At 42.7% G+C, this 25,444-nt stretch carries 22 protein-coding genes and 1 tRNA gene; 13 read left to right on the top strand and 10 right to left on the bottom strand.

Translation table 11 applies throughout. The annotated features are described in order from the left end of the window. Positions 1–653 precede the first annotated feature (653 nt). On the bottom strand, positions 654–1,292 hold the full coding sequence (locus FTD44_RS13250; protein ID WP_222166893.1) for a response regulator: 639 nt from the start codon (positions 1,290–1,292) through the stop codon (positions 654–656). 857 nt (positions 1,293–2,149) lie between these two features. On the opposite strand from FTD44_RS13250, the gene FTD44_RS13255 reads away from it, so the two are divergent. From FTD44_RS13255 to FTD44_RS13270, 4 genes are all read left to right on the top strand, one after another. After that, complete coding sequence (locus FTD44_RS13255; RefSeq protein WP_222166894.1) at positions 2,150–2,701, top strand: helix-turn-helix domain-containing protein; 552 nt, start codon at positions 2,150–2,152, stop codon at positions 2,699–2,701. A 110-nt stretch (positions 2,702–2,811) separates the two neighbouring features. Next, positions 2,812–3,045: a hypothetical protein gene (locus FTD44_RS13260; protein WP_222166895.1), complete on the top strand. Its 234-nt coding sequence runs from the start codon at positions 2,812–2,814 to the stop codon at positions 3,043–3,045. Between the two features lie 671 nt (positions 3,046–3,716). Beyond that, on the top strand, positions 3,717–4,289 hold the full coding sequence (locus FTD44_RS13265; RefSeq protein ID WP_222166896.1) for an RNA polymerase sigma factor: 573 nt from the start codon (positions 3,717–3,719) through the stop codon (positions 4,287–4,289). Continuing rightward, positions 4,282–4,629 (top strand): hypothetical protein, encoded by a 348-nt coding sequence (locus FTD44_RS13270; protein ID WP_222166897.1) that lies wholly within the window; start codon positions 4,282–4,284, stop codon positions 4,627–4,629. Before FTD44_RS13265 ends, FTD44_RS13270 begins: the two co-directional genes overlap by 8 nt. 77 nt (positions 4,630–4,706) lie before the next feature. On the opposite strand, the gene FTD44_RS13275 is transcribed toward FTD44_RS13270, so the two are convergent. Together FTD44_RS13275 and FTD44_RS13280 are read right to left on the bottom strand one after the other, a co-directional pair. Beyond that, positions 4,707–5,030: a DNA-directed RNA polymerase subunit omega gene (locus FTD44_RS13275; protein ID WP_129019729.1), complete on the bottom strand. Its 324-nt coding sequence runs from the start codon at positions 5,028–5,030 to the stop codon at positions 4,707–4,709. Continuing rightward, positions 5,017–5,841: an outer membrane protein assembly factor BamD gene (locus FTD44_RS13280; protein ID WP_222166898.1), complete on the bottom strand. Its 825-nt coding sequence runs from the start codon at positions 5,839–5,841 to the stop codon at positions 5,017–5,019. The genes FTD44_RS13275 and FTD44_RS13280 overlap by 14 nt, the downstream gene beginning before the upstream one ends. Positions 5,842–5,933: 92 nt before the next feature. Between FTD44_RS13280 and FTD44_RS13285 the strand changes: the two genes are divergently transcribed. Further along, a tRNA-Leu gene (locus FTD44_RS13285) sits at positions 5,934–6,017 on the top strand. Positions 6,018–6,396: 379 nt separating this feature from the next. Here the strand turns inward: FTD44_RS13285 and FTD44_RS13290 are convergent. Together FTD44_RS13290 and FTD44_RS13295 are read right to left on the bottom strand one after the other, a co-directional pair. Next, a complete protein-coding gene (locus FTD44_RS13290) occupies positions 6,397–7,266 on the bottom strand; it encodes an SDR family oxidoreductase (RefSeq protein WP_222166899.1) in 870 nt (289 codons plus the stop codon). A 193-nt stretch (positions 7,267–7,459) separates the two neighbouring features. Further along, positions 7,460–8,854, bottom strand: coding sequence for a sigma-54-dependent transcriptional regulator (locus tag FTD44_RS13295; RefSeq protein ID WP_222166900.1), 1,395 nt, complete (start codon positions 8,852–8,854; stop codon positions 7,460–7,462). Between the two features lie 484 nt (positions 8,855–9,338). On the opposite strand from FTD44_RS13295, the gene FTD44_RS13300 reads away from it, so the two are divergent. The 6 genes from FTD44_RS13300 to FTD44_RS13325 all read left to right on the top strand — a co-directional run bounded on the left by FTD44_RS13300 (position 9,339) and on the right by FTD44_RS13325 (position 14,848). Next, the gene (locus FTD44_RS13300; RefSeq protein ID WP_222166901.1) at positions 9,339–10,199 is read left to right on the top strand and encodes a mechanosensitive ion channel family protein; all 861 of its coding nucleotides are present in this window, start codon (positions 9,339–9,341) and stop codon (positions 10,197–10,199) included. 365 nt (positions 10,200–10,564) lie between these two features. Then, on the top strand, positions 10,565–11,881 hold the full coding sequence (locus FTD44_RS13305) for a dihydrolipoamide acetyltransferase family protein (RefSeq protein WP_222166902.1): 1,317 nt from the start codon (positions 10,565–10,567) through the stop codon (positions 11,879–11,881). A gap of 169 nt (positions 11,882–12,050) precedes the next feature. Next, complete coding sequence (locus FTD44_RS13310) at positions 12,051–12,377, top strand: TM2 domain-containing protein (protein WP_129019724.1); 327 nt, start codon at positions 12,051–12,053, stop codon at positions 12,375–12,377. Continuing rightward, on the top strand, positions 12,358–12,696 hold the full coding sequence (locus tag FTD44_RS13315) for a DUF2752 domain-containing protein (protein WP_222166903.1): 339 nt from the start codon (positions 12,358–12,360) through the stop codon (positions 12,694–12,696). Before FTD44_RS13310 ends, FTD44_RS13315 begins: the two co-directional genes overlap by 20 nt. Further along, a complete protein-coding gene (locus tag FTD44_RS13320) occupies positions 12,693–13,034 on the top strand; it encodes a PadR family transcriptional regulator (RefSeq protein ID WP_129019722.1) in 342 nt (113 codons plus the stop codon). The genes FTD44_RS13315 and FTD44_RS13320 overlap by 4 nt, the downstream gene beginning before the upstream one ends. After that, on the top strand, positions 13,031–14,848 hold the full coding sequence (locus FTD44_RS13325; protein ID WP_222166904.1) for a PspC domain-containing protein: 1,818 nt from the start codon (positions 13,031–13,033) through the stop codon (positions 14,846–14,848). Before FTD44_RS13320 ends, FTD44_RS13325 begins: the two co-directional genes overlap by 4 nt. A 563-nt stretch (positions 14,849–15,411) precedes the next feature. Here FTD44_RS13325 and FTD44_RS13330 read toward each other — a convergent pair. The 4 genes from FTD44_RS13330 to FTD44_RS13345 all read right to left on the bottom strand — a co-directional run bounded on the left by FTD44_RS13330 (position 15,412) and on the right by FTD44_RS13345 (position 21,369). Then, a complete protein-coding gene (locus FTD44_RS13330) occupies positions 15,412–17,607 on the bottom strand; it encodes a TonB-dependent receptor family protein (protein WP_222166905.1) in 2,196 nt (731 codons plus the stop codon). Next, positions 17,597–18,973, bottom strand: coding sequence for an HTTM domain-containing protein (locus FTD44_RS13335; protein ID WP_222166906.1), 1,377 nt, complete (start codon positions 18,971–18,973; stop codon positions 17,597–17,599). The genes FTD44_RS13330 and FTD44_RS13335 overlap by 11 nt, the downstream gene beginning before the upstream one ends. 37 nt (positions 18,974–19,010) lie before the next feature. Continuing rightward, a complete protein-coding gene (locus FTD44_RS13340; RefSeq protein ID WP_222166907.1) occupies positions 19,011–20,072 on the bottom strand; it encodes an imelysin family protein in 1,062 nt (353 codons plus the stop codon). Between the two features lie 133 nt (positions 20,073–20,205). Continuing rightward, entirely contained in the window at positions 20,206–21,369 is a 1,164-nt protein-coding gene (locus FTD44_RS13345; RefSeq protein WP_222166908.1) for a DUF4856 domain-containing protein, read from the bottom strand. Between the two features lie 328 nt (positions 21,370–21,697). Here FTD44_RS13345 and FTD44_RS13350 point away from each other — a divergent pair, with 328 nt between their 5' ends. Then, entirely contained in the window at positions 21,698–22,192 is a 495-nt protein-coding gene (locus FTD44_RS13350) for a rhomboid family intramembrane serine protease (RefSeq protein WP_222166909.1), read from the top strand. Positions 22,193–23,081: 889 nt separating this feature from the next. Further along, positions 23,082–24,476, top strand: coding sequence for a dicarboxylate/amino acid:cation symporter (locus FTD44_RS13355; protein ID WP_222166910.1), 1,395 nt, complete (start codon positions 23,082–23,084; stop codon positions 24,474–24,476). Here the strand turns inward: FTD44_RS13355 and FTD44_RS13360 are convergent. Continuing rightward, on the bottom strand, positions 24,463–25,356 hold the full coding sequence (locus tag FTD44_RS13360; RefSeq protein WP_222166911.1) for a YihY/virulence factor BrkB family protein: 894 nt from the start codon (positions 25,354–25,356) through the stop codon (positions 24,463–24,465). The two genes, FTD44_RS13355 and FTD44_RS13360, sit on opposite strands and share 14 nt — an antisense overlap. Between the last annotated feature and the right edge of the window lie 88 nt (positions 25,357–25,444).

Raw genomic sequence — 25,444 nt, forward strand, 5'->3', positions numbered from 1 at the left:
TGTCCATACCACAGAATAGTTAAGAAATACAAATAATCATACGCATTGCGAGAACAAAAAGCATCATATTTGGTGCTTTTTGTTATTTCATCACCTGTGCACGGAATCATTTGCACGGTTTGCAGTAATGACTGTACATAAAGAGAGCTCTCAAGTAGAAACATGAAAGCTCTTAAATAGGCGTAGGAATCAGGTATATTTACGAAAGAATACTTTATTGCTTAATCGACAATTAGGCTCCTGATCACATAAGTGCAAGTAATGGCTTGCTCATAAAATCCGGTTTTTGATTTTGTTCAAAATTATATAAAACTTGACGTGCTGCGGTAACGTACAACCTAACTTATGTACGGTTTATTCATAACCGGTTGTTACAGAGGTTGCTACTCACGAAACGGTAAAAACATCTTAGTAACAATTACCTCATCATTATATTGATAATCAACTATATGAGGAAAGGTGTTATAGGTATGGCAAACAAACTTTAGTACTGTTATGCTTTTTTTAATAATACAATGGCATGGTAATTGACTGCAACACTATATTGTGAAAATGATCTTACAGATTTAGTCCGGAATCTAATCCACTAATATATTAGGCAGTAATAAAAATGGATCGCAGTATGCGATCCATTTAAACGGTATTTGCCTTATTTACTTCCCATTTGAGAAGTATTTATTGATGGCACTTGTTCTATTCTTTACCTTCATTTTAAAGAATATATTATAGATATGCCATTTGAGCGTAGCAATTTTTATCGTTAGCTTATCTGCAATTTCCTGATAACTACAACCCTTTGAAAGGAGCTCAAGAATAGTAGCTTCTTGCTTTGTAATTGTATAATCTTTCTTTTCTTCTAATGGCTTCTCCTCGGCCTGGGGTAAATAATTCAGCAATTTTGTAGCAATACAACTGCTGACCGGCATTTCACCATTATGCATTTCTAAAAGGGCATCGGTTAATTGATACGGTTTGCCTCTTTTAAGGATATATGAACTGGCACCTGCTTTTAACGCTTCAAATATATTTTCATCATCTTCAAAAACAGTGCAGACCATAAATTTGACATTTTCCACTAATGGCTTTAACTCCCGAATGCATTCTACCCCTGATATATCAGGTAGCCCGATATCCATTATAACAGCATCGGGTTTATGTTGAAGAATACCTTCAATAGCGTCTTTTCCATTGCCATAAATACCAATGCAGTCAAATAAAGGGCTGTTGTTTATAATGGTTTTAAAGTTGTATTGATGCTCAGGTTGATCCTCAACAATTATTACGGTTATCATGATGTAAAGGTCATGCAAATTCCTGTTTGATGAAAATCAGAACAACTAACTTTTGTACTGTTTTTTGCCCATTATGATGGTATAATGCCATATGGGCATAATAGCGTTCGGGTTTGTATTAGGGCAATACATTAAAAATAAATCGTTGTTCCTGAGAATAATAAGCTTACCTTACGACGGTACTGAACGACTACAATCAAACCCGGAACAAGTTTTATTTAAATTGTACATAGGCCCCTTTTTTTTGAGGGGCTAATTTATTGCCGGTAATATTAATTATTGTTTTAATAAATAAATTGCCTATATTTGCATATATCACTTCCCGGAATAGGAAAAATTGTCCTTAGTAATAACCTTCTCTTTACTTGTATCTAAGGATTACTGTATAAACTTGATCACTCCAATTTTTTGCGGTTTATTTATCTGAGATTTATCTCATCTTATTAATATGTACCTTGAACGTACCATATAGTATTATCTATTCCATGAATCCAATTAATAGTCAAACAATAATCATGGATAAACAACAATATAGAAGCAAACTTAAATATAGCCATTACGCAAAAGAAGATACCGTCATATTCAATATGATCATATTCGGACTTCTTTTTTTTTCTTCCTTAGTACTCTTATTTTTCAATATTTGATGGACATCTAAAACCACATCTTAGTAGAGGAAATATAGAAATGGCACACAAATCGTGTGCCATTTTTTGTTCATTTCATTGATTACCAATATTAACGTGAAACTACCTTTGGCTTATATATTATCGTGAATATGCTACAGCATATAAAAATGACATAGTATCATCTGACAGATTTAAAGAATTCTATTTAATCTTTTAACGCTATTTGTAATGTTTATTTATGTAAAATATATGGTGAGTCAGCGGTGCAAATTAAAGGTGATAGAAGAGCTTGAACAACTCTCGATAAGGTATAGGTCTGTTGAGTTGGGGAGCATTGAAATGGACAATCCTCTTTCAGAAAGCACGCTACAAACATTAGGGGCGAATCTTAAAAAGTCGGGACTTGAAATATTGGATGATAAAAGGAGTATATTGATAGAGCGCATCAAGAATACTATTGTAGAAATGATTTATAAAGAGAATATAGATCCCTTACAAGTCAACTATTCGGTATATATCGCTTCTGAATTGCATTATGATTATACGTACCTGGCCAATATTTTTTCTGAGGTAACCGGAATCACCATCCAGCACTTTATCATTCTCCACAAAATAGAAAGGGTTAAAGAGTTATTACTGTATGATGAACTGACCCTGACTGAAATCTCATATCTTCTGAATTACAGCAGTGTAGCGCATTTGTCCTATCAATTTAAAAAAGTAACGGGGCTTACACCCACCTTTTTTAAGAGGATTAGGAAAATGAGAATAAGCCAATGAGGAGATGTGTGATTTGTGTAAGATTTAAACACATTTATGTAACGATTAAATGCGTGTTATGTGCCACCTTTACTAAGTGAAAATGATTTCACAATCTTAATGCTAGTAAAATGGAAAATAATAAAAATAGTGCCAGAGAAGATTTCAAAATTATTGGAAACTGGGATAAACAATCCAATGCATTGAAAGAAAAATTTCCGCAGTTAACTATGGCTGACCTTAAATTTGAACAAGGAAAGGAAAGTGAAATGCTTACCAGAGTACAGGATCGCCTGAACAAAGGTAGAGAAGAGGTGATTAATATCATCAAAAAAGGGCAGCCTGAACAGGGTAAGGCCCAATAAAATTGAACTAAACTGAAAGCTTGAACATAAAATAAAAAAAGACAGGACCTTATGGGTTCTGTCTTTTTTTATAAGGCAACAGCAATGATATATTACAACTAATAGCTGTCATCATCTGTCATGGTTATGATGTCCGGATGTTCATCCAAAGGAAGATGATTTAAGGTACAATATTGATTCAGAAAGATTATTGCCGCTTGAAGCGTATCTACATCTGGTAAGTATAAGCACATTTTAAACAGCGCATCCGAATGAGGCTTGTTTTTATCCGTATCATTAAACTTAGTATGATACTTTGTTATTTTAGAAGGGATACTGTCTAATAGGCGGCATAGCCGATTGTATATATCTGCATGTTCGACCTTACCCTTGTATTGTCCCGAATAGTCAATAGTATATGTTAGACGATACATATTAAAATATTTCTATAAAGGTATGCACTATTTCATGATTAGCGGCATCTTTTTATACAGCAAAGTCAATACAAAGAAGGGTAGTATTCAATTAATTTAGCTCCGGAAGCTTTCCTGCAGAATATATAAAAAGCGTCATTAAGGTGTACTTAAGTATCTTTAGTATTATCTTGCCCATCTGCAACATAGGCATCATAATTTTATGGAAATAATACCCGCTGCGCGTCATAACTGTACAGCACCTTAATCATATACACTTTGACTGGTCCATTAGCACATATTTCTGAAGAGTACCTGCTATCTTTGTATTACAAAGAAGGCGACAGCCGGTATGTAGGAGAATTGTTGAGCCGGTATACCATGCGCCTTTTAGGGGTAAGCATGAAGTACCTGAAGGATGAAGATGAAGCACAGGATATGGTACAGCAGGTATTTGTAAAAGCCCTGCAGGAAATAGGGAAGTATAAAATCGATAATTTTGGCGGATGGCTGTACCGTATAGCTCAGAATGCCTGTATCTCTTACATAAGGGCTAAGAAGCATTTTGTAGAAGATATGGCACTGAAGTATACACCGGCCGATGAGGCGCTGGATGAAGCCGAACACTGGAAGGTGGAGCAGCATTATGAACACCTGCAACAGGCGCTGGCCTCTTTAAAAGAGGATCAGAAGGTGTGTGTAGAGCTGTTTTACCTGCATAAAAAGAGTTACCAGGAGATCGCGGACAGTACCGATTATACACTTAAAGAAGTAAAAAGTAATATTCAGAACGGTAAGCGTAATCTGAAAATACTGATTGAACAAATAAAAAAGGACGCTAAATATGTCTAACCGGAAACAACCATATCAGCAACCCAAGCCGAATGAAGAGGAGGCGCTGTGGCAGTATGTGTCCGGTGATCTGCCTCCTGAGAAAGCGCATTTACTGGAAGCAGATAAGGTAGATGATCCTTTCTGGAATGATGCCGTAGAAGGATTGCAGCAACTGGGCGACAGCCAGAAGATCCGTAAGGTGACGGCACAGCTGAAGCAACAGGCGCATAAAACCGCAGGCAGTAAGGATAGGAAAAAGAGCATGCAGCGCCATCAGCAGCATAATATACTCATTACCGTACTCATCCTGCTGCTCTTACTGGTATGCTATTGCTTCTTTCATTTCGGTGCAAAATAAAACATGACGATACTGTATAAAGACAAAGCCTGATCATTTGATCAGGCTTTGTCTTTATACAGTATTCAGATAATGAATTAATCTTTTTTGCGATAATAGATCTTATCGTTGTTGAATTCGTTGATCGATTGCAGTACAGGGTTAGCCATACGCTCGTAAAAACGGGAAATTTCGATCTGCTCTTTGTTCTCGTGAACTTCTTCCAGCGTATCGGTATGGTTCGCAAAATCTTCCAGCTTACGATGCAGTTCTTCTTTCATCGTAACATTGATCTGGTTGGCACGTTTGGCAATGACAGAAATGGTCTCATAAATATTGCCCGTTTTTTCCTTCATTGCGGCTACATCGCGTGTTTCGATCAGGGGATTCAAAGATGAAACGAGTTTTTTAGTTGTGCTCATTATTTTTACGTAATTTATTAATTTTTACAGTTGCATCAGCATGTAAGCCTTCTGCATTTTTTATAAATGTCGATTGCGGGTATTGCTCTTTAAGCATGTTAAAGGCAGAAACTACCTCTGCAAAACGCTCTTCCTGCTTATCTGGTCTGCTGTGTGTCGCATAGTGATAACTGGAGCGGATAATCATATACTGATAGTAATCTGCATTTTCAGAATCAGGATACTCATCCAGGGCAGATTTGTATGCCACAATCGCCGCTTTATACTGATCCATGTCGAAATACAGCTTAGCTGCACCGGCTTCTTTCTGCTCTAATTTCTCGCGGCAGATGTCCAGGTACTTATTCGCCTCTGCGGTGAATTTTGAATCTTTGTACAGAGAGGTAAACGTGTACAGCGCTGCCATAGCTTTTACTGTGCTGGACTGGTCCAGGGTAAACTTCGGCGCATCTTTGAACAGGCTCACTGCATACATAAATTCACATTCTTCTGCACGCTTGCTGGATGGGAAATTATCTACAAAAGTCCGGAACTGGTAAGAAGAACTGAGATAGTCCTTCATGTTGTAAAATGAATAAGCATAACGGTATTGCAGCTCTTCATGGTTCTTGGTGCCACGCACCACAGGAATTAAAGACGCATATAGTTCATTAGCTTTATACCAGGTTCTCTTTTCGTAGTATTCATTCGCTTTAGTCAGTCTCACATTGGCATCCTTATTTTTTAAATAAGTATCCACACCCCCACAGGAGGATAAGAGGAGACCGGACAGGGAAGCAAGCAGCAGCAGTTTACGCATAGTCGTGTGCAAAAGTACGATTTTTTTATTAAAGATATTAATTTATGATAGAAACGCAGATTATCTCCGAAATTGTATATATATTTGCGAACTTCAAAAAATCAGCGGCGGTGGCGAAATTGGTAGACGCGCAACGTTGAGGTCGTTGTGTCCGCAAGGACTTGGGAGTTCGAATCTCCTCTGCCGCACTGAATTGTAAAAGAGACCCGCAACGGGTCTCTTTTTTATTATGTTTCTAACCGCATGTAGATAACTATTTTATCCGTCCTTTTGTCCGGCAACAAAAGGACCAAAAATGCCTTTGTTTTCCTCAAGGCGATTGCGGGGCACCGCCATTTTGTACCGTTGCGTGCATTGATCGTCTGAGCTTAACGTATGATGCGTTCGGTGCTCAACGATCGCATCTCCACTCCAAAATGACTATCGCTGTGATGAAAACAATAAGCGATCCGTACAGAACAAAAGGTACCAATAGATATAAATAGATTATTTAAATCTTAATGCTAGTCTTTGTTTCCTCTTAAGTGGGCAATCAGTTTTTTATTTTGCTGCTAACCGTTATCATTATTACCCATTAATAATTTCACCACCATTAGGGTGCAGCACCTGCCCGGTGATGTAGGAAGCTTCTTCCGAAGCCAGGAAGGTGTAGCAGGGGGCCACTTCATTGGGCTGCCCCGGGCGCTTCATCGGCGTGTTTTTTCCGAATTCAGCCACTTCTTTTTCCGAAAAGCTGGCCGGGATCAGGGGTGTCCAGATCGGACCGGGTGCCACAGCATTAACCCGAATGCCCTTTTCTGCAAGGGCACTGGATAAGGAGCGGGTAAACCCTACCAGCGCTGCTTTGGTCGAAGCGTAGTCGATAAGGTGATCACTGCCTCTGTAGGCGGTTACGGAGGTTGTATTAATGATGCTGCTGCCTTTCTGCATATGCGGCAGACAAGCCAGACTCAGGTAAAATGCGGCAAATACATTGGTTTCAAAGGTGAGGCGTAATTGTGCAGCCGTAATATCCGTAGGTTCAGTTTGCTCAAACTGCACCGCAGCATTATTGACCACAATATCTATAGCACCAAACTGCTCCAGGGTGCTTACCGCCACCTGTTTACAGAAAGATTCCTCGCGCACATCTCCTTTGAACAGCCGGACTTTGCCGCCAAGGGCAAGAATCTCTTTTTCGGTAGCTGCAGCATCAGCATCTTCTTCGAGATATACAATGGCCACTGTGGCCCCTTCTTTGGCAAAATCAAGGGCTACAGCCTTACCAATACCACTGTCACCACCGGTAATGATGGCTACCTTATGCTGCAGGCGGCCTGTCCGGGCATCCAGTTTGGGCTGAGATACCGGCTGGGGTACCATTTCGGTCTCTACACCGGGCTGGTGGTCCTGGGTCTGAGGGGGAATAGTTTCGATTACATCCTTTTTATTTTTCATAGTCTTTCATTTAAAATAAAACTGATGGATAAAATAAAACACTGATCAGTAGGAAAGGCCTACCAGGAAAAATAGGCTTGTTCAGGGAGGATTACGGTCCCCAAAACCGGATATCCCTTGCCGTTACATAATGTGGCAACGGCAAGGGAAACCTGTTGTTGATTACAGCTCTGCCTAATGGTTTGCGCAATTATCAGGTAGTTCCAACAAGGGCAAAGCTCTTAAGCTTATTGTACAAAGTTTTACGGTCTATCCTCAGCAGGCTGGCCGCTTTGGATTTATTATAATTGGCGCATTTTAAAGCTTCTTCAATTTCTTTAATACCTATCCTGCGGGAAGCCTTTTTAGCAGGGCTTTCTACTTGCTGCAGCTCATGATTATCTCCTGTCAGCGCAGATATAGGGTACAGGATTTCGCGGGGCAATACCTGGCGGGTCACAAGACACCCGTCATCTGTAAGCAGGCAGGCTCTCCTGATCACATTTTTCAATTCCCTGATGTTTCCCGGCCATTCATACTGTCGCAACAGCTGTTCTGTTTCGGCATCTATACCCATCACCATTTTATGCAGTTCTATATTGGTCTCCTGCATAAAATGCTCAATGAATATGTTCAGGTCTTCTTTCCGCTCCCTCAGCGGAGGTATCGCAATCTCAAATTCATTCAACCTGTGGAACAGATCTTCACGGAATTTACCGGCTTTTACAGCCAGGGCCAGGTCTTCGTTTGATGCAGCAATGACCCGTACTTCGACAGGAATATCTTCCGTACCGCCAACTCTGCGGATCTTGCGTTCCTGCAAGGCACGCAGCAGATAGCTTTGCACATCATAGTTCAGGTTGGCAATTTCATCCAGGAACAGGGTACCTTTATGCGCCAGCTCAAACGCGCCGGTTTTGGTACTCTGTGCTCCCGTAAAACTGCCTTTTTCATGACCGAACAGTTCGCTTAGGGCAAGCTCTTTGGAGAGGCAACCACAGTCTACTGCAATATATGGGTTTTTGCTATCGTTGGTTTTGGCCAGGCGATGCGCGACAGATTCTTTACCGGTACCGGTTTCACCATAAATAATCACACTGAAAGAAGTAGGGGCAACCAGGTCGATCTGCTCATACATCCGGGTCGCGATCTTGCTGATTCCTGAAACATACTTTTGCATGCCTTTACGCTCCCTTGTCTGTAAGGGCGCTGCAAGCTGCTCTTTCGGCTGTACAGAAGCTTTCTCTTTCTGATGGGACTTCAATTGCGTAAGATTAGCGATCAGCTCTTCTATAAACACTGGTCTGTTCAGGCAGGTAAACAGCCCCTGGCGCACCAGTTCGATCGCCTTATAAATCTGTACATTCTCTGTAATAAAAATCACGCCTGTATCCGGTGCCGCCTCCTTCAGGGTCGCCAGGATCTCATGTGGGCAGCGGGCATTTAGAATCGGAACACAGCACACAACAGCATCATAATGATGTTTCTTGATGAGGGGTACAGCACTTTGTAAAGCAAATATCTCTTCAGTCTCAATTTGCTCTGCAATAAGGTTACGTTTTAAATAGCTGCTATAAGCCCGGTCATCGGAAATAAGAAGAACTTTCATCAGATTGTCGTTTTAAGGGTCAGTTAATAACTGGTTAAGGGTAAGTAAATTTACTCTTCTTATCTGAAAAATTTGTCTTTATTATGTTAAATAATAGAAAGTTTAATAAGTGGAGATATAATAGGAATTGCCTGCTTATCAGCATTGTATGCTGTGATTGTTTAATACAGAATCCCCTGCATCTATGTGGTACCTGCCCCACCACTCCTCAAAAGCACCGGCTAGAATGCAATAGTATCAAGAATATTAATCGGGTGGTAATGGGTAAAATCATTCAGTTGTTATTAACATACTGTTCTTTTTCTATGGCATTACGAAAGTTTGCCGGTAACGGGTTCAGTATGAGTAGGCTAAATAGTATAGTATTATGGATCTGCCGTCAGCGCGGTAAATGCCATTTTTTAATGAATTGTAAACCCTCTTTATAGATGATTTTTTTATAGTATGATTCCCTACATTTGGTCTAAATCTAAAAAACTGTACTATGAGTATTTTCTTACAGGTTATTCCTGCGCAGGCCGATGAAGCATTAAAGATCGGCGAAACATGGGCTTCCAAGGCCAAAGATTTCTTATTTGATTACGGGCCAAAGGTAGTAGGGGCCATACTGGTATATATTATCGGCCAGTGGATCATCAACCGTTTGATCTCCCTGTTCCGTAGAGCCATCGCACATCGGAAATTCGATGCCTCTCTGTCTACCTTCCTTTTGTCGCTGGCCAAAGTAAGTTTACTGCTGGTCTTATTCCTGTCTATCGCAGGTATACTGGGGGTTAATATTATGGGCTTCTCTGCGATACTGGCCGGTGCAGCTGTAGGGATCGGTGCCGCACTGAACGGCTCTTTGGGTAACCTGGCCGGTGGGGTCATGCTCATGATCTTCCGTCCGTTTAAGGTAGGTGATATTATAGAAGCGCAGGGTAGTGCAGGCGTAGTACAGGAGCTGGGTATTTTCAGTACGATCATCCTGACCCCTGAAAATAAGACGGTAATTCTGCCGAACGGACCACTGTCTACCGGTGTGATCACTAACTTCAATACACATGGCAACCTGAGGGTTGATATCAATATGGCTATTGCCAATGACCAGGATGTAGATAAGGCCAGAGATATTGCGATGAAGGCGATTGCCTCGCATCCTAAAGTACTCAGTACACCGGCTCCGGAATTTGTTGTGAGCAGCGTGTCCGATTTTATGACCAAGATCGCTATACGTCCGTATACCACTCAGGGCGATTACTGGGATGTGTATTTCGGGGTTACCGAGCTGGTGAAAAAGGCGTTTGAAGCCAATGGCATTGTCGGCCCTACGCCAACACATGTAATCATAAACAAACAGGTATAATCTCTTTACTTTATTTAATAGACGGAAAAGCCAGTATGTGTATATATACTGGCTTTTTGTTTTTCACGCTGTCTGCTATTGGGAAACACCATTCTATTATGAAATCAATTATACCCTTTACTTGCCTGGCTTCGCACCGCACTCTCTTCATGTCATTTCTAAAAAAATGCCTATGCCGGCACCGGTTTGGCGATGCTGTATGATCAAGGCTTTGAGGCACAACGGAATGGTGATCTGCACATCGGATTCAGGTTCTGAGGCATATAAGTTATAGAGACCTGCAAAGGCTGTATCGCATAATTTTTTTGAAACTATGCAGCAATGCGTTACATTTGCCGAGAATTTTTTAAATAAAATCCGAAAACATGTCTGTAGTAGATTTGATTATGCCTAAAATGGGCGAAAGTATTATGGAAGCCACTGTACTGAAATGGCACAAAAATCCGGGAGATTCCGTTAAGATGGACGAAACCGTACTGGAAATTGCCACTGATAAGGTGGACAGTGAGGTTCCTTCTACTGCAGCCGGAACAATCGTTGAAATTTTATTTAAAGAGAATGATGTAGTACCTATCGGTACGGTTATTGCCCGCATCGATACCGGCAACGGAACTGCTGCAGCTGCACCACAGGCAGCCGCTGCTCCTGCTGCCGCTCCGGCCCCGGCTGCTGTACAAGCTGCTCCGGCTCCTCAGGTAAGCGCTGCTCCTGCAGGTGTAACCGGTGGTAACCGTTTCTACTCTCCTTTAGTACTGAATATCGCTGCCAAAGAAGGTATCGGTATGGCTGAACTGGAAAATATTCCGGGTACTGGTAATGAAGGTCGCGTAACCAAAAAAGATATCCTGACTTATGTTGCCAACAGAGGCGCTGCCCCTGTTGTTGCTGCTCCGGCTCCTGCCGCTGCGCCACAAGCTGCTCCTGTAGCGGCTCCGGCTGCTGCTGCACCTGCTGCGGTAAGCAACCCTGGTGGTAATGTAGAGATCATCGAAATGGACAGAATGCGTAAACTGATCGCTGATCATATGGTACGCAGTAAGTCTACTTCTCCGCACGTAACCAGCTTCACCGAGTGTGATGTAACTAACCTGGTACAGTGGAGAGATAAAAATAAAAATGCATTCCAGAAACAATACGGCGAGAAGATCACCTTTACCCCGATCTTCATCGAAGCGATTGTAAACTGTATCAAGAAATTCCCGATGATCAACAGCAGCATTGACGGCGACAGAATCATCATTAAAAAAGATATCAACATCGGTATGGCTACTGCATTACCAAGCGGTAACCTGATCGTTCCGGTGATCAAAAATGCAGAAACCAAAAACCTGTTCGGCATCGCTAAAGATGTAAACGGTCTGGCTAATGCAGCACGTAACGGTAAACTGAAAGCAGACGATACACAAGGTGGTACATTCACCTTGACTAACGTAGGTACTTTCGGAAGCCTGATGGGTACACCAATCATCAACCAGCCACAAGTGGCTATCCTGGCTGTAGGCAGCATTAAAAAGCGTCCTATGGTTATGGAAACAGAACATGGTGATGTAATTGCGATCCGCCAGATGATGTATTTATCGCTGAGCTATGACCATAGAATCGTTGATGGTTCCCTGGGTGCCAGCTTCCTGACTGCTGTAGCGAATGAATTAGAAGCATTCGATAGCAACAGAGCAATCTAATATTTTAACCGAAATACAATACCAGAGCGACATTCATAGAATGTCGCTCTTTTTTATGCCTGCGCTATTTGTTAAATAAATGCAAAATATAGTATTATGTATTGCATAGTACCTACTAAACTACATATCTTTGTATTGTAAAATAGTTAATCCTCTAAAAACAAACTATATGACCAACGTTAAAGAGAAATATTGTAATGACTGCGGAGCAGTGATCAATGTTAATGCCGAAATCTGTCCTAAATGTGGCGTAAGACAAATGGCGCCGCCAATGTCTGCTCAGAGCGAAGATAACCGCTGGCTGATAACCCTGTTATTGTGCTTCTTCGGTGGTACGATCGGGTTGCATAGCTTTTACAACCGTAAGATCACGATTGGGGTATTGCAGATCCTTACCCTGGGTGGTTGTGGTATCTGGGCATTGGTAGATCTGATCATGATCCTGACCGGCAGTTTTAAAGACAACGACGGTAACTATGTCACCAATAAAGGCTAACGGACTGGTTTTTGTCCGGATGCTGAAACGGTATAAATGGTATATTATATTGGGGGGGCTGTACCTGCTGACGATAGTCGCAGATCCCGGGATAAACAATAGTTTCCATATTCCCTGCCTGTTTAAAACATTGTTCGGAATCAGTTGTCCCGGTTGTGGTATCACCAGAGCGATCGGCGCATTGTTTCAGGGAAATGTACAGGAAGCCTGGCAGTACAATCCGCAGCTGTTCTTTATCATACCCATACTCATTGCCTCACTGGTATACCAGTGGCGCAGCATATATCATCAAATTGTTCACACTAATTCAGTGCCATGAATGTAGATAACACACAGTCGCAGATGCGAAAAGGGGTCCTGGAATTTTGTATCTTGTCCATTATCCGAAACGGAGAAGTGTATCCGTCCGAGATATCAGATAAGATGAAACTGGCCGGCCTTAATATCCTGGAGGGTACTTTATACCCGCTTCTTACGCGACTCAAAAATGCATCTTTGCTTAACTATCGCTGGGAAGAAAGTCTGTCAGGGCCTCCGCGTAAATATTTCTCCCTTACAGATGAAGGGGAGGTATTCTACCAGGAGCTGGCCACCACCTGGAACCAGTTAAGTACTGCCGTAAACAATATTATTAACGCTAACGAACCCGAATTATGAACAAGGTAATCAACATCAGCTTAGCCGGGAGGTTACTCCCGATTGATGAAGAAGCATATAGCCAGCTGACGAACTATCTGAACTGGCTGAAACAATATTTTGGAAAAGAAAAGGGGGGCATGGAGATCTACAGTGATATGGAAGATCGTATAGCAGAACTTTTTCATGATAAACTAAAGAAGGATAACATTTCCATCTCTGCCAACGATGTGCAGTCTGTAATCAAGATTATGGGCAGCCCGGAGCAGATTGTAATGGAGACTTCTGATGAATATATAATGGCTGAAGAAGCCGGTACTACTGCACAGCAGCAAACCGGTAATGGTCCTGCTGAAGAGCGTACCAACTTAACCAGTCCTTCTGGCAAGCGTTTTGTACGCAATACCAATGATAAGTTACTGGGTGGTGTATGTAGCGGTGCAGCGTCTTATCTGAACCTGGATGTGACCATCGTTCGTATAGTATTCCTGCTGTTTACACTTTTCTATGGTAGCAGTATCTTATTATACCTGTTGTTATGGATTGCACTGCCTCAATACGCGATACCTACAACACAGCTGAAACGCAGATTGTATCGCGATCTTGACGGTAAGTTGCTGGGTGGGGTGTGTAAAGGACTGTCTTCTTATGTGAATGTATCGGTTAACTGGGTGCGCCTGTTTTTTGTTTTCCCTCTGATGGGCATTATATTCTTCAATATTATTAATGAAGATGATCTGGCTTCCTTTTGTGCAGCTATGTTCCCGACGCTCATTATATTATACATCGTGCTGTGGGCGATATTGCCTAAGGCCTCTACGCTGACCGAAAAAATGGAATTGCGCGGGGAGAAAATAGATGTACAAAACCTGAGTGCCGCACTGAAAACAGAAAACAGTAGTACGGCTGTAAAACCAAGACAGGACAATATTGTAACTATATTAATGAAGATCATTGCATATGGTATCCTGTTTTTTGTACTGGGCATTTTCGCTATCGTACTCTTAAGTATCCTGGCGGGCTTACTGGGCTTATTGTTCGGTTTCTCTACTGCCGGAGCGGTAGTCATGCCTTTTGCAGATATTATATTTGAACAATCCTGGCAGCCGGTAGTGTTATACATCTCTGCTACGCTGGCCGTACTGATCCCGATTATCTTTATTGTGCGCTGGCTGGTACACATTGCAAGAAAACCACAGCGTACCAATAAATGGGTGGGATATAGCCTGGGGATTATATTTCTTGCCAGTGTATTTACCCTGTTTTACGTGATCAGCGATGTGCTTTCCGATATCAAGCGTGAATATTCCGTTACAGAAGCGAAGGTGCTGGTACAACAGCCTACTGATACCCTGCGTATAGAATCTAGTTTCGATTCGGTGGTTACCGGCGGGTTAGGGCAATTCAGCTTTGTACGGGAAACGGTGAATGGTGGTCATGAGTTTGAGATCATGAGCGTAAATGTGGTGCCCAGCCCCGACAGTATGTATCATCTGAACCTGATCCGTAAAAGTAATGGCCGGGATATCCGTACCGCACAACGCTATGCAGCAGCAGTACCGTTCAATTATACACAGGACAATAATGTGATCCGTTTCCCGAGATATCTGAGCCTGGGTGGTATCAAAGTATTCCGCGGGCAGTTGATGACTGCCGAGGTACAGGTACCCAAAGGTAAAACATTCCGTATGGGCGCTATTCCGAAGTCATTCTCACAGCAATGGCATCTGAGAACCGGTGGCGGTTATACAATCAATATCAAACAACATCCTAGATGGAGTCCAAATACTGTCTATAAAGTAGAAGAAAATGGTAGTATCGTTTCGGTACCCTAAATTCGGTCTATAGTTTTGTTTACGGACAAAATAGGCTGCCTGCGTTCTCGCATGGCAGCCCTCTTTTTTATATAATATAAACGGACTATCTGCATGTAGGCAACTATTTTATTCGTCCTTTTGTCCGGCAACAAAAGGACCAAAAATGCCTTTGTTTTCATCAAGGCGATTGCATAGCACCGCCATTTTGTACCGTTGCGTGCATTGATCGTTTGAGCTTAACATGTGATCCGTTCACTGCTCAACGATCGCAGCTCCACTCCAAAATGGCTATCGCTGTGATGAAAACAATAAGCGATCCGTACCGTACAGATCGCTCGAAAGGCCTTATAAATCCGGCGTTCCTAAAATCATTGGCTCGGTCGATAAAGTCGGAAACCACTGTCTGAACGCAGCGTTCTGGTTTGCGACTGACCGACACATTGATTTTTAGCCAGGGATGTATACAGCCTTGATTTTTTGGCGGTACCTTTTGCATCAAGGCAAAAGGTAATCATAAAAAGGAACTCGAGGAAAAGGTAAATCTTTGTTTCCTGTAAGTGGATAATCAATTAAGATTATTTTTATAACTGCACCCCCAGTGTCAGGTATACGGCACGTCCTTCTCCGGGAATGATGCCCGGTCCGGGATAACCGGTAGCGCGGCGGGTGGTATAGGTTGTATTGCTAAGGTTATTGACAGAAAGCTCCACCATCAGCCATTTTCTTTGCCATGCAGCAGAGAAATCCCATAAAGTATAGTCCGGAAGTAAGCCAATGACACCGCTGTAATTGCCTGAAGGGGCATTGGTTGCATCGGTATACTGATCGCTCAGGTGGCTCATCTGCAGGGTTGCTTTAAGGTTACGGTACTTAGCCTGCAGGCCGGCTTTCCAGTTCCATACCGGTACATACTCAACTCTTTTGCCTACTACATTGGCAATCTTACTATCGGTAATGCGGGAGTGTGTATAGGCCAGGTTAGAATAAATACTCAGGTTAAACTGTTTGGGATTTTGCCCTAAAGCCTTCAGCAGATCCAGTTCCAGCAGGGTTTCCAGTCCGGAGATTTGTGCCACCCCTATATTACCTCTCTTACGGATTACCTGTCCATTGGGACGGGCAAAGAAATACTCGCCGATTTTGTTGCCATAATACAGGTGAAAGCCGCTGATGTCGTAGCGCAGGTATTCCTTAAGCATACCTCTTATGCCCAGGTCGGCACTCCAGCCTTTCTCATCCTGTATCGCAGGATCGATCTCCAGCGAGGCATTCACCAATTGAATATCGCTGAAAGTCACAGAGCGGTAGTTCTGTGAGATGTTGCCATACAGTTCTGTATTGATGCCTGCCTGATAGCTGCTGCCGATACCGGCAAGGAGAAAACTACGATTTAGAGAGCGGGATTCATTTATCGTTTTTTTACTGATAATGCTATCGCGCAGATCGTACACAATATCGTTAAACATGCCCTCCGATGCGGTGCGTATCCATTCATAGCGCAGGCCCGGAGTTACACTCCATTTGTCTGATAATCGGAAGATATGTTCCGCAAAGGCGGCAAGGTTCAGGTTAGGGAAGTGGTAATCACTGGTCAGTTCATCTGCTTCATGGGCAAAGGTAAAATCAGCGCCGCTGCCATTGTTCACATTGCCCTGTTTACTATAGGTGTTGCCGCGATATGCCCTGATGCCGATCAGCGCACTTTGCCTGCGGTTGCCTATGTTATAATGGTGCATCAACCGTGACTCCATTGCATAGTTCTGGAAATTGCCGAGCAGTAAGTCTCTTTTGCCCCCGTTATCCGGTTGTCCCGGACGGTTAGGGCGAAAGCCTATGGCTTTACGGTCCGCCATCAGGCCATAGAGAATCGTTTGCAGATACGTCTGGTCGCTGAAGCGGGCCATCCATTCCAGGCTCAGGAGGTTCCAGTTTACATAAAACCAGTTACGGTCCCGGTTGCTCTGACGGGCATCGGTTTCAAACATACGGTCATCCAGTCCTCCCGGTTGCTGTGCCAGGTAGTGCAGGTGCGTGATCTGCAGGTTCAGTTTATGATTTTCGTTGATATGGTACCCAATGTCTGCATAGACGTTGAGCGAATTAAATCCGCTGTTGGGTCTCCAGCCATCACCACGTTTATAATGCACATAAGCCCGGTAATCCAGTTTGCCTACATGTCCGTTAATGCTGTTAAAGGATCCCAGAAAATTCCAGGAACCAACTGTCTGTTTGGAATAGAAAGAAAAGGGTTTTTCTCCTCCTGCCGGTTTCATCTTGAAGTTGACCAGTCCGCCGAATTGCGTACCGAACTGTAAGCTGGCCGCTCCTTTAATCACTTCAATCCGTTGCAGGGCATCAGCGGGCGGGGTATAATAACTTTCCGGGTAGCCGAGTGCATCGGCACTGATATCATAACCATTCTGCCGCACATTGAAATTGGCCGTACGGTTAGGGTCCAGTCCTCGACCTCCGATGCTGAGTTGCAGGCCGGAGCCGTCATTTTCAAAAATATTCAAACCCGTAACTTTTGCATAGAGTTGTCGGGTATTATTGTTCGATTTATTGATCGTCAGTTGCTCTACGTTGATCACCTCCGTCTTCTTACCCACGGTAACCTTCATACCATCTACTTTGCGCAGGTGGTCGAAATCACTGTTTGTCCTGTCCAGTACCTCCACTTCGCGCAGCTGTTTGCTGCGGGTACTATCCTGCTGTGCCCATACCGGTGCAGTAATGCTGCACAGCAGTCCGGAAAGCAGGGTAAATTTAGAGACCATATATTTTATCTTTAAATGGAATGATCCATTTTTTGTGTGCAAATTTATCTTTTTCTTTACTGAGATCGGCAGCCGGATCTATATATAATGTACTGCGCCTGCCGTTCAGGCTCACATAAATAGTGGCGAAGACCTTTGGTTCATGCCATCCTTCCGCTTTATAGTGCTGTGCCAGCATATGGGCATATTGCAGGATAAAGTCGGGTTGTGTACTCATCATTTTTTCCTGGTTGTCGGTCAGGAAGAGATCATTGTTGACTACGGTACGCTTTCCCGTTTTACTATCTTCTATTATAAACTGTGCATAGCCCAGTTTTTCCATCAGCATCACCCTCCAGGAGAACCGGAATCCCTCTTCGGTCCAGAACAGCTCATCGCGATACAAGAGGTACCTCCATGGAAACAGTAGCTGGAACAGGAGGAACGGGATAAATAACCCTGCCAGCAGCCGGGAATGCGTTCTTTTAAACGTATATACCGATTGATCAGCGGCCAGCGGTATACCCGGTATCCACCTTTGTATTCTCATCCATACCGCATCGGCAGTTGCCGAAGGGAAGAAGATCAGCGTCACCAGGATCATCACATAAGGGAACATACCTATGGGAAACAGGATCGATGTAGCCATATGGAAGATGATGACTGTAGCATAAGCCCAGGGGCGGGTAGTTCTGTATAGCAGGAAAAAAGGAATGCTAAGATCATATACCGCACCAAACCAGCTGAAAGCATAGGCTACCCAGGTCTGGCTGAGTAATGAACCCACCAGCGGCAGGTCATTTTGTGCAGGTAACCACAACCGCAGCGGCATAGCCTCCAGCAACCAGTCCGTGTTGAGCTTGGCCAGGCCGGCATAGACATATACAATGCCTAACAATAATCGTATAGAGGCGACTGTCCATAGGGGGACCATACGTCGCTTAAGAGCAGGATTGCGCCGGCAATCGACCGAGCAGTTGCAATGCGCCGGCAGCCATATCATCAGGAAGAGGGCCAGGCTTACGAAGTAGTAATGGTTCAGGTAATTGGTTTTGTCCAGCAGTTCAATATAGGTAAAGCTGCAAAAGAGTACTATAGCTGATAGCCGGTACCGGTAACCCAGTGCAAAGGTAAGGGCACTGACTGCGCAGATGATAAAGAGCAGGTAGGTATAAGGCCCCCAGTTATGCACCCATTCAAAACCATAGTATTTGAAAAAGAAAATCGGTTTGATATACAGCTCTTCGATCCAGCCCTTTGTGAAAAAGCGGATCATACTGGCCAGGATCATGAGCCCGAAGAGTATCCTGAAAGTGGCTAAGGAAGCCGAGTATACCGGCTTCCTTAGCGTTTGGGTCAGGGCATGGTATGTAAACCGATGCGACATAGGATCAAAAAAATTATACAGAAAAGGCTATAGAAGCTTAGTCTCCGTCATTATCGACATAAGTGATGGAAATACCAAATGCAGAAACCATATCTACTTTTAATAAAGCCACAGAGCCCTGCAATTTATCATAAACATCCAGTACGGCTACACGGTTATTGCTTACGCCGTCTTTCAGCGTACCGTTTAATCCGTTGAGGGCCGTCAGTCCTTCGTGCAGGGATTGACTGATGATATCAGCCATCAGTACACCATTGTCTTTGGTACCGATACCGGCCAGGTAGTCTTTCATACCATTGGTACCGGCAGTGCCATTGTATTGCTTGCCTTCATAAAAAGCAATATAGCTTTCCAGTGCTTTAACAGCTAAAGCCTTAGACAGTTCCGGGCTGTATGCAGCCTCGACATGTCCCGGTAATGGAGTACCGGTCATCGCACCTACAGGGTAACCGATCTTGCCGGAGCGCAGAAAACGTTCATAATATAATACCACTGCATTCGTCATTTTAGACAAACTGCCGGCAGCATCAGTACCCGTAGCGCCGATAAAGGCATCACGGTTTGTACCCCAGGCTGTTTTTACAGCAGTTACCTTTTCGATCATTTTATTAATGACGTTATTCAGGTAGGTTTTGTAAGCAGCTGACTGTGCATTTGTTGTGTACAGGTCAATGATGGCTGTGCTGCTCTGGCTGTTCAACAGGTAGTCCAGTGCCGGGAAGCCTTGTGCATCTTTATTGCCAAACGTCTCCAGGTTATAACTTCCCGAGGCGATATTGCCTTCGATTTTGCTTTCTGTAGCCGGGTAGGTATTCATATAAGAACGCAGGCTGATGTCTTCAGCTGGTCCGAATTCCAACATATCTACCGTCTGCCAGGTGAGGTAAGCCTCCTGCCAGGCGCTTTTGGTTGCTGCAAGGGTAGTTGCAGAAGGGTTTGCGGTAAAGGCCGTTGCTTTGTCTTTTAAAGCATTCAGATCTTGCAGTAAAGCGTTATAGCCCGGCAGCACATACTCATCCGCATAGTGGGTAAGCATGGGCTTGCGGTCCAGCTTGTCTGCATTGTTATCTGTTCCGTTGCCTTTTGAACAAGCGTACATGCCACAGAGGGATAAAAGCAGCAGACTTAAATAAGTTATTGTTTTACGGTATAACATATCCTTTATGTGAATACCAACCGATAGCCGCAGATACGGTACCGGTTGGTATGATTAAAATGAGGTAATACTGGTATTAGTGGTTAACCACAACATTTTTGTCTACACCGGTCAGGGTAGCAATCTGGTCTCTTACTGCATCAATATCAGCATTAGTCAGATCCCAGAAACCGTTTGGTTTGTTCATCAGGTTATCCAGCAGCTCCTGAGATTTAGCTGCATTTACTTTAGCATTGTATGCATAACGCAGAGAGTATACAAATCCTACACCTTCAGCCAGAGAGTGCATTCTTGCACCATCGCTTGTAGCTGTTTTGGTTTTGTTCAGGTAGCTGATCGCGATAGTGGCGATTGCTTTCTCCATAGCCGTACGGATGCTTGCGATTTGCTGATTGCGGGTAGTCAGGTCATTATTTACGATAGCAGCTCTACCTTTCAGGAAAGACAGGTACAGGGCAGAAGGATCTCCACCAACGCTGGTACCTACCTGGCGCACATAGCTACCCAGGAATACTTCCAGCCATTTGGTCGGATCAGCAGGGTTTTGCTTAGGGTAGAACTCGTTAGCAGTCAGGTAGCCATATGCCTCGTCCCAGTGGTGTGCCAGGGCAGTATAGTTTTTACCATCAACTGTAGCGATATTATCAGCATTCATTTTCTCTTCGCCCAGGTAGATATTAGAAATCTGGTCTAAAAGCATTGCGCCCATTAAACCTTTCTGTACCAGTTGAGCATATTCGATACCTTTAGCATCTACCAGGTATTTGCTGTCTAATAAACCGGCCGTACCACTAACCGCAGTTTGCGAGAAGTTTTCACTAGCCGTTTTGATTTTAGCAAAATAACCCAGGAAACGTTGGCGTTCAATTTCAGCATTGGCAGTAGTAAAAGACTGAGCCGTTTTAGAAATGATCGTTTTATCGGTAGCGGTATTTAATGCTGCATCAGCAAAAGGAGCATTTGTATTGCGGAACATGTTCTCGATCTTCGTCAGATCCAGGGTCATGGTAGTACCTTTTTTCAGGTAGCCATCCAGTTCCGTCAGCATTTTGATGCGGGTAGTCTGTCCGTCGAAATTAACGGTAGTTGTACCGGCGTTATCTTTAAATGTAGTGAAGTAGTTAGTAGTAGTAGTTAAACCGCTGTAAGGTACCTTCAGGTCATCATTTTTGTTGTCCTTTTTACAGGATGCAAATAATAAGGCTAAAGCCCCGGCAGAGAGTAGTAGTTGCTTTCTCATGTTTTGTTTAAATAGTTAAAAAAAGTGTTTTTTGAGTAGGATGCAAAAGTATCTGCCTCCCGGCAAATAAATGTCGTGTAATTGTCATATCTCGACGCGTGTCGGAATATGACCAGCAAGTGAAAAAGAGGGAGAAGTTCAATTTATACATTATTTAATCATTCCTGCCTTCGGCTTCTTAGGGCTTTTCTGTAAGTTTACAGTTCATCCAAAATATTGCAGTATTATGCCCGTTACCTATTTTATTATAGGAATTACCGTTCTGGTCTCCTGGTATGCTTTTAATAATGAATCGGTCCGCCACAAGCTTTTGCTTTATCCTGTGGTCATGAGACATCCCTTGCAGAGTTATCGCCTGATCACCTCCGGCTTTGTGCATGTCGATACCATGCACCTTATTTTTAATATGATTTCTCTGTACTTTTTCGGTCCATTACTGGAAAGGGTGATCGGTGCAGAACATTTTATATTGCTCTATCTGAGTGGTATCCTGGTCGCCAACCTGCCTTCTTTTTACAAGCATATGCACAACCCCTCCTTTGCAAGCCTGGGCGCATCGGGTGGAGTAGCGGCTGTCATTTTTGCAGTAATCTACTTTTTCCCCTGGGATAAAATTTACCTCTTCTACGTCATTCCCATCCCATCTATTTTACTGGCGGTAGGGTACCTCATTTATTCCGCGTACATGAGCCGGCAGGATCGCCAGACCGTAAACCATACGGCACACTTCTGGGGATCTGTATACGGATTTTTATATGTGATTATTCTTGATCCAAGTCATGGGGCAAAATTCATAGAAAGAATTTTACAGGTAAGTATATAGTGCATGTTTAATTCGATAATAATTTAATTTGTTGTTTGTTTCCATGCGATATAATTGATATATTTTGATTCCTGAAATGGCTGCTCTTTGAGCAGCCATTTTTTGTATGCATTATATTTTAAAATTACATAAAGTGTTTTTGCGCTTTATATTAACTATAAAAATAATGATTAAATAGTGTAATGTGACTCTTCGACTCCTTAATGAAGACAGGCTAAAAATGAGGGGTGTATCCCAATTATATTAAGATATATTATAATTATAAATAATTGTAATATTAGTAATTTCTGCATGCAATTTTTCTGAAAAAATGAGATTTATCCCGATCAATCGTGATCGGGTAGGGTGTGGCCTTTGTGAATGCTCTACACTTATTTAATTATTGTGTTATATGAAATTAATGTTATATAAATTTATCCATTTTTTGAAGCAGGCAATTTTGTGACTGGTTAAATCACTCCTTCCTGGAAGCAGTGATTTCGTATTTTAATTTATATATAATGATATTGTGTAATTTATTTTTTCATTTTTTTAATTACTATTTTATATAATATGATAAGTGTATTCTATAATTTAGTTTATATATAGTCTATATAAAATTAACTATGAGCTTTTTGGTTATGTATTTATATTATTTTATGACATAATGTCAATTTTATTTATTTTAGTATTTAAAGTTTAAATTATAATACTGAATTATAATTATTTATGCACTATAAATGAAGTGAAATATAGATTATACAGTTCTATATTTCATTTTTTGCTATAATATTATTTTATTTCGATATGTATAACTTAAAGTGTTATAATATTATTTGTTAAAAGGCTAATATTTCGTATATTTACATAATCACTTCTTTAAAATATTTATAATATATATAAATTATACATGAAAAATAATCTTAAACTAATAACGCTTGCCTCTTTTGTTCTTTTTAGTATTGTATCTTTTTTATATGTAAAAAATATTGTCTCTTTTGATGTGAAAATTCTCGAAGCAATTTGGGGCATTTTTACGGTCATATATTTATTTTACTCAATTCATAAAAAATCCCTCACAAGCTGGATTATTTTTGCGATGATAGTTGGGATCCAGATCGGCCTGATCTTCCCGGAAATCGCCTTTAAATTGCAATTCCTGAGTAAGATATTTTTAAGGCTTATTAAAACCATTATCGCCCCGATTCTCTTCGCTACCCTGGTGGTCGGGATCGCTTCTCACTCCAATATGAAGCAATTGGGCAGGATGGGATGGAAGTCTCTTTTGTACTTTGAGGTGGTAACGACCCTTGCTTTATTCATCGGACTTATCGCGATCAACATTTCTCAGGCGGGTCATGGGGTAATCATTCCACCGGGATTACATGAGGAGTTGCCTAAGGCTGACCCGATGACCTGGCAGGATCATATTATTAATATATTCCCTGAGAATTTTATTAAATCTATCTATCACGGAGAGGTGTTGCCGATCGTGGTGTTCAGCATCATTTTCGGGATTGCCCTGGCGCATTTACCCATTCATAAGAAAGAGCCCCTGCTGAACTTTACTGAAAGTTTGGCAGATACGATGTTCCGGTTTACCAACATCATTATGAAGTTTGCCCCGCTCGGGGTAGGTGGTGCCATTGCCTATACGACTGCCCATATGGGTATCGATATGCTCATTTCTTTGCTGAAATTGCTGATTACTTTATATATAACTTTAGTGGTATTTATACTGGTTGTCCTGGTGCCGATCGCGCTTATTGCCCGCATCAACATCCGCCAGTTTATACGTGCGGTGGCCGAGCCGGTGTCGATTGCCTTTGCGACGACGAGCTCAGAATCGGCCCTTCCGCTGGCTATGGAAAACATGGAAAAAATTGGAGTACCGCGTAAAGTAGTGGCTTTTGTTTTGCCTACGGGTTATACGTTTAACCTGGATGGAACCACGCTGTATCTCTCGCTGGCGAGCATATTTGTAGCCCAGGTTGCCGGTAAGGATCTGCCTATTGGCGAGCAATTACTGATCGGTCTGACGCTGATGCTGACAAGCAAAGGGGTGGCCGGTGTACCACGTGCCTCACTGGTGATCCTGATGGGTGTTGTCACCTCATTTGACCTGCCTATGCTGCCGGTTATGGCGATTTTAGGAATAGATGAATTGATGGATATGGCCCGTACTTCCGTAAATGTGATCGGAAATTGCCTGGCCAGTGCGGTAGTAGCCCGCTGGGAAGGCGAGCTGGATGATAAGAAAATGAATGAAGCGGTATGGGATAAGCAGGAAGTTACGGCTGCTTAACCAGCTGTTTTTTGCGCAGATAGATGGCAATATTGAGCTCAAAGCCCAGGATAATGATAACACTGCTGATCGACAGCCAGGCCAGAAACATGAGCAGGGAGCCTAATGAACCGTACACCTTACTGTAATGGATAATATTGGTGGCAATGAATACAAATACATAAGATACCAGGGTAGTCATGATGGTCGCAAACCAGGCACCCGGAGAGAAAAATTTACTGCGTTCATATAATGAAGGGCAGAATTTATAGATCAGGCACATCATCAGGAACATAATTAAGAGCATACTTACCCGGCTGGTCATACGGATCAGCCCCCAGTCATTCTCAAAAGACTGCAGAAAATAACTGAGCATATTACTCTGAAAGATCAGAAAGGCACCAATCAGGAGCGATAAGATCATCAGTATGACAGTGAGCCATATGGCATTCACCCGGCGGTTGATGCCGGTCCTGAACTTGGTCGCTTCCGATACGCGGTCAAATGCCCGCATCAGTCCCATAAGTCCGTTGGAAGAATAAAATATGGTAAATAAGATACCTATTGACAATAAATCCCTGCGTTTGGTATGCAGGAAGTCGAGCACAATACCCGATATATTGTCATAAATTCCCTGGTTGGGAGATAGTAATTTGAGCGCTTCCAGTATACCTGGCTCAGCATCGGTCAGCGGCAGGAAAGGGACCAGCGAGGCCAGGAATATCAGTGTCGGCGGTATCGCCATCAGCATATTGAAGGAGATGGCTGCAGCCCGCTCAAACAGTCGGAGATCGCGGTTACTCTTAATAATATCATTAATGATCAGCGATACCGGAAAGCCTTCGAAGCCGGGCAGCGTAAAGTTTTTCCATTTACCGGCCGGTTTTTCAGATAAAGTCATAGAAGGTAGTTTCGTTTTCGGTCGCTGCATATAGGTCTGTCCAATCAGGTTGAGGGCTCAAAAATAGGACATTTTTGACATTATGCCT

The organism is Edaphocola aurantiacus, assembly GCF_019797745.1.
Classification (GTDB): domain Bacteria; phylum Bacteroidota; class Bacteroidia; order Chitinophagales; family Chitinophagaceae; genus Edaphocola; species Edaphocola aurantiacus.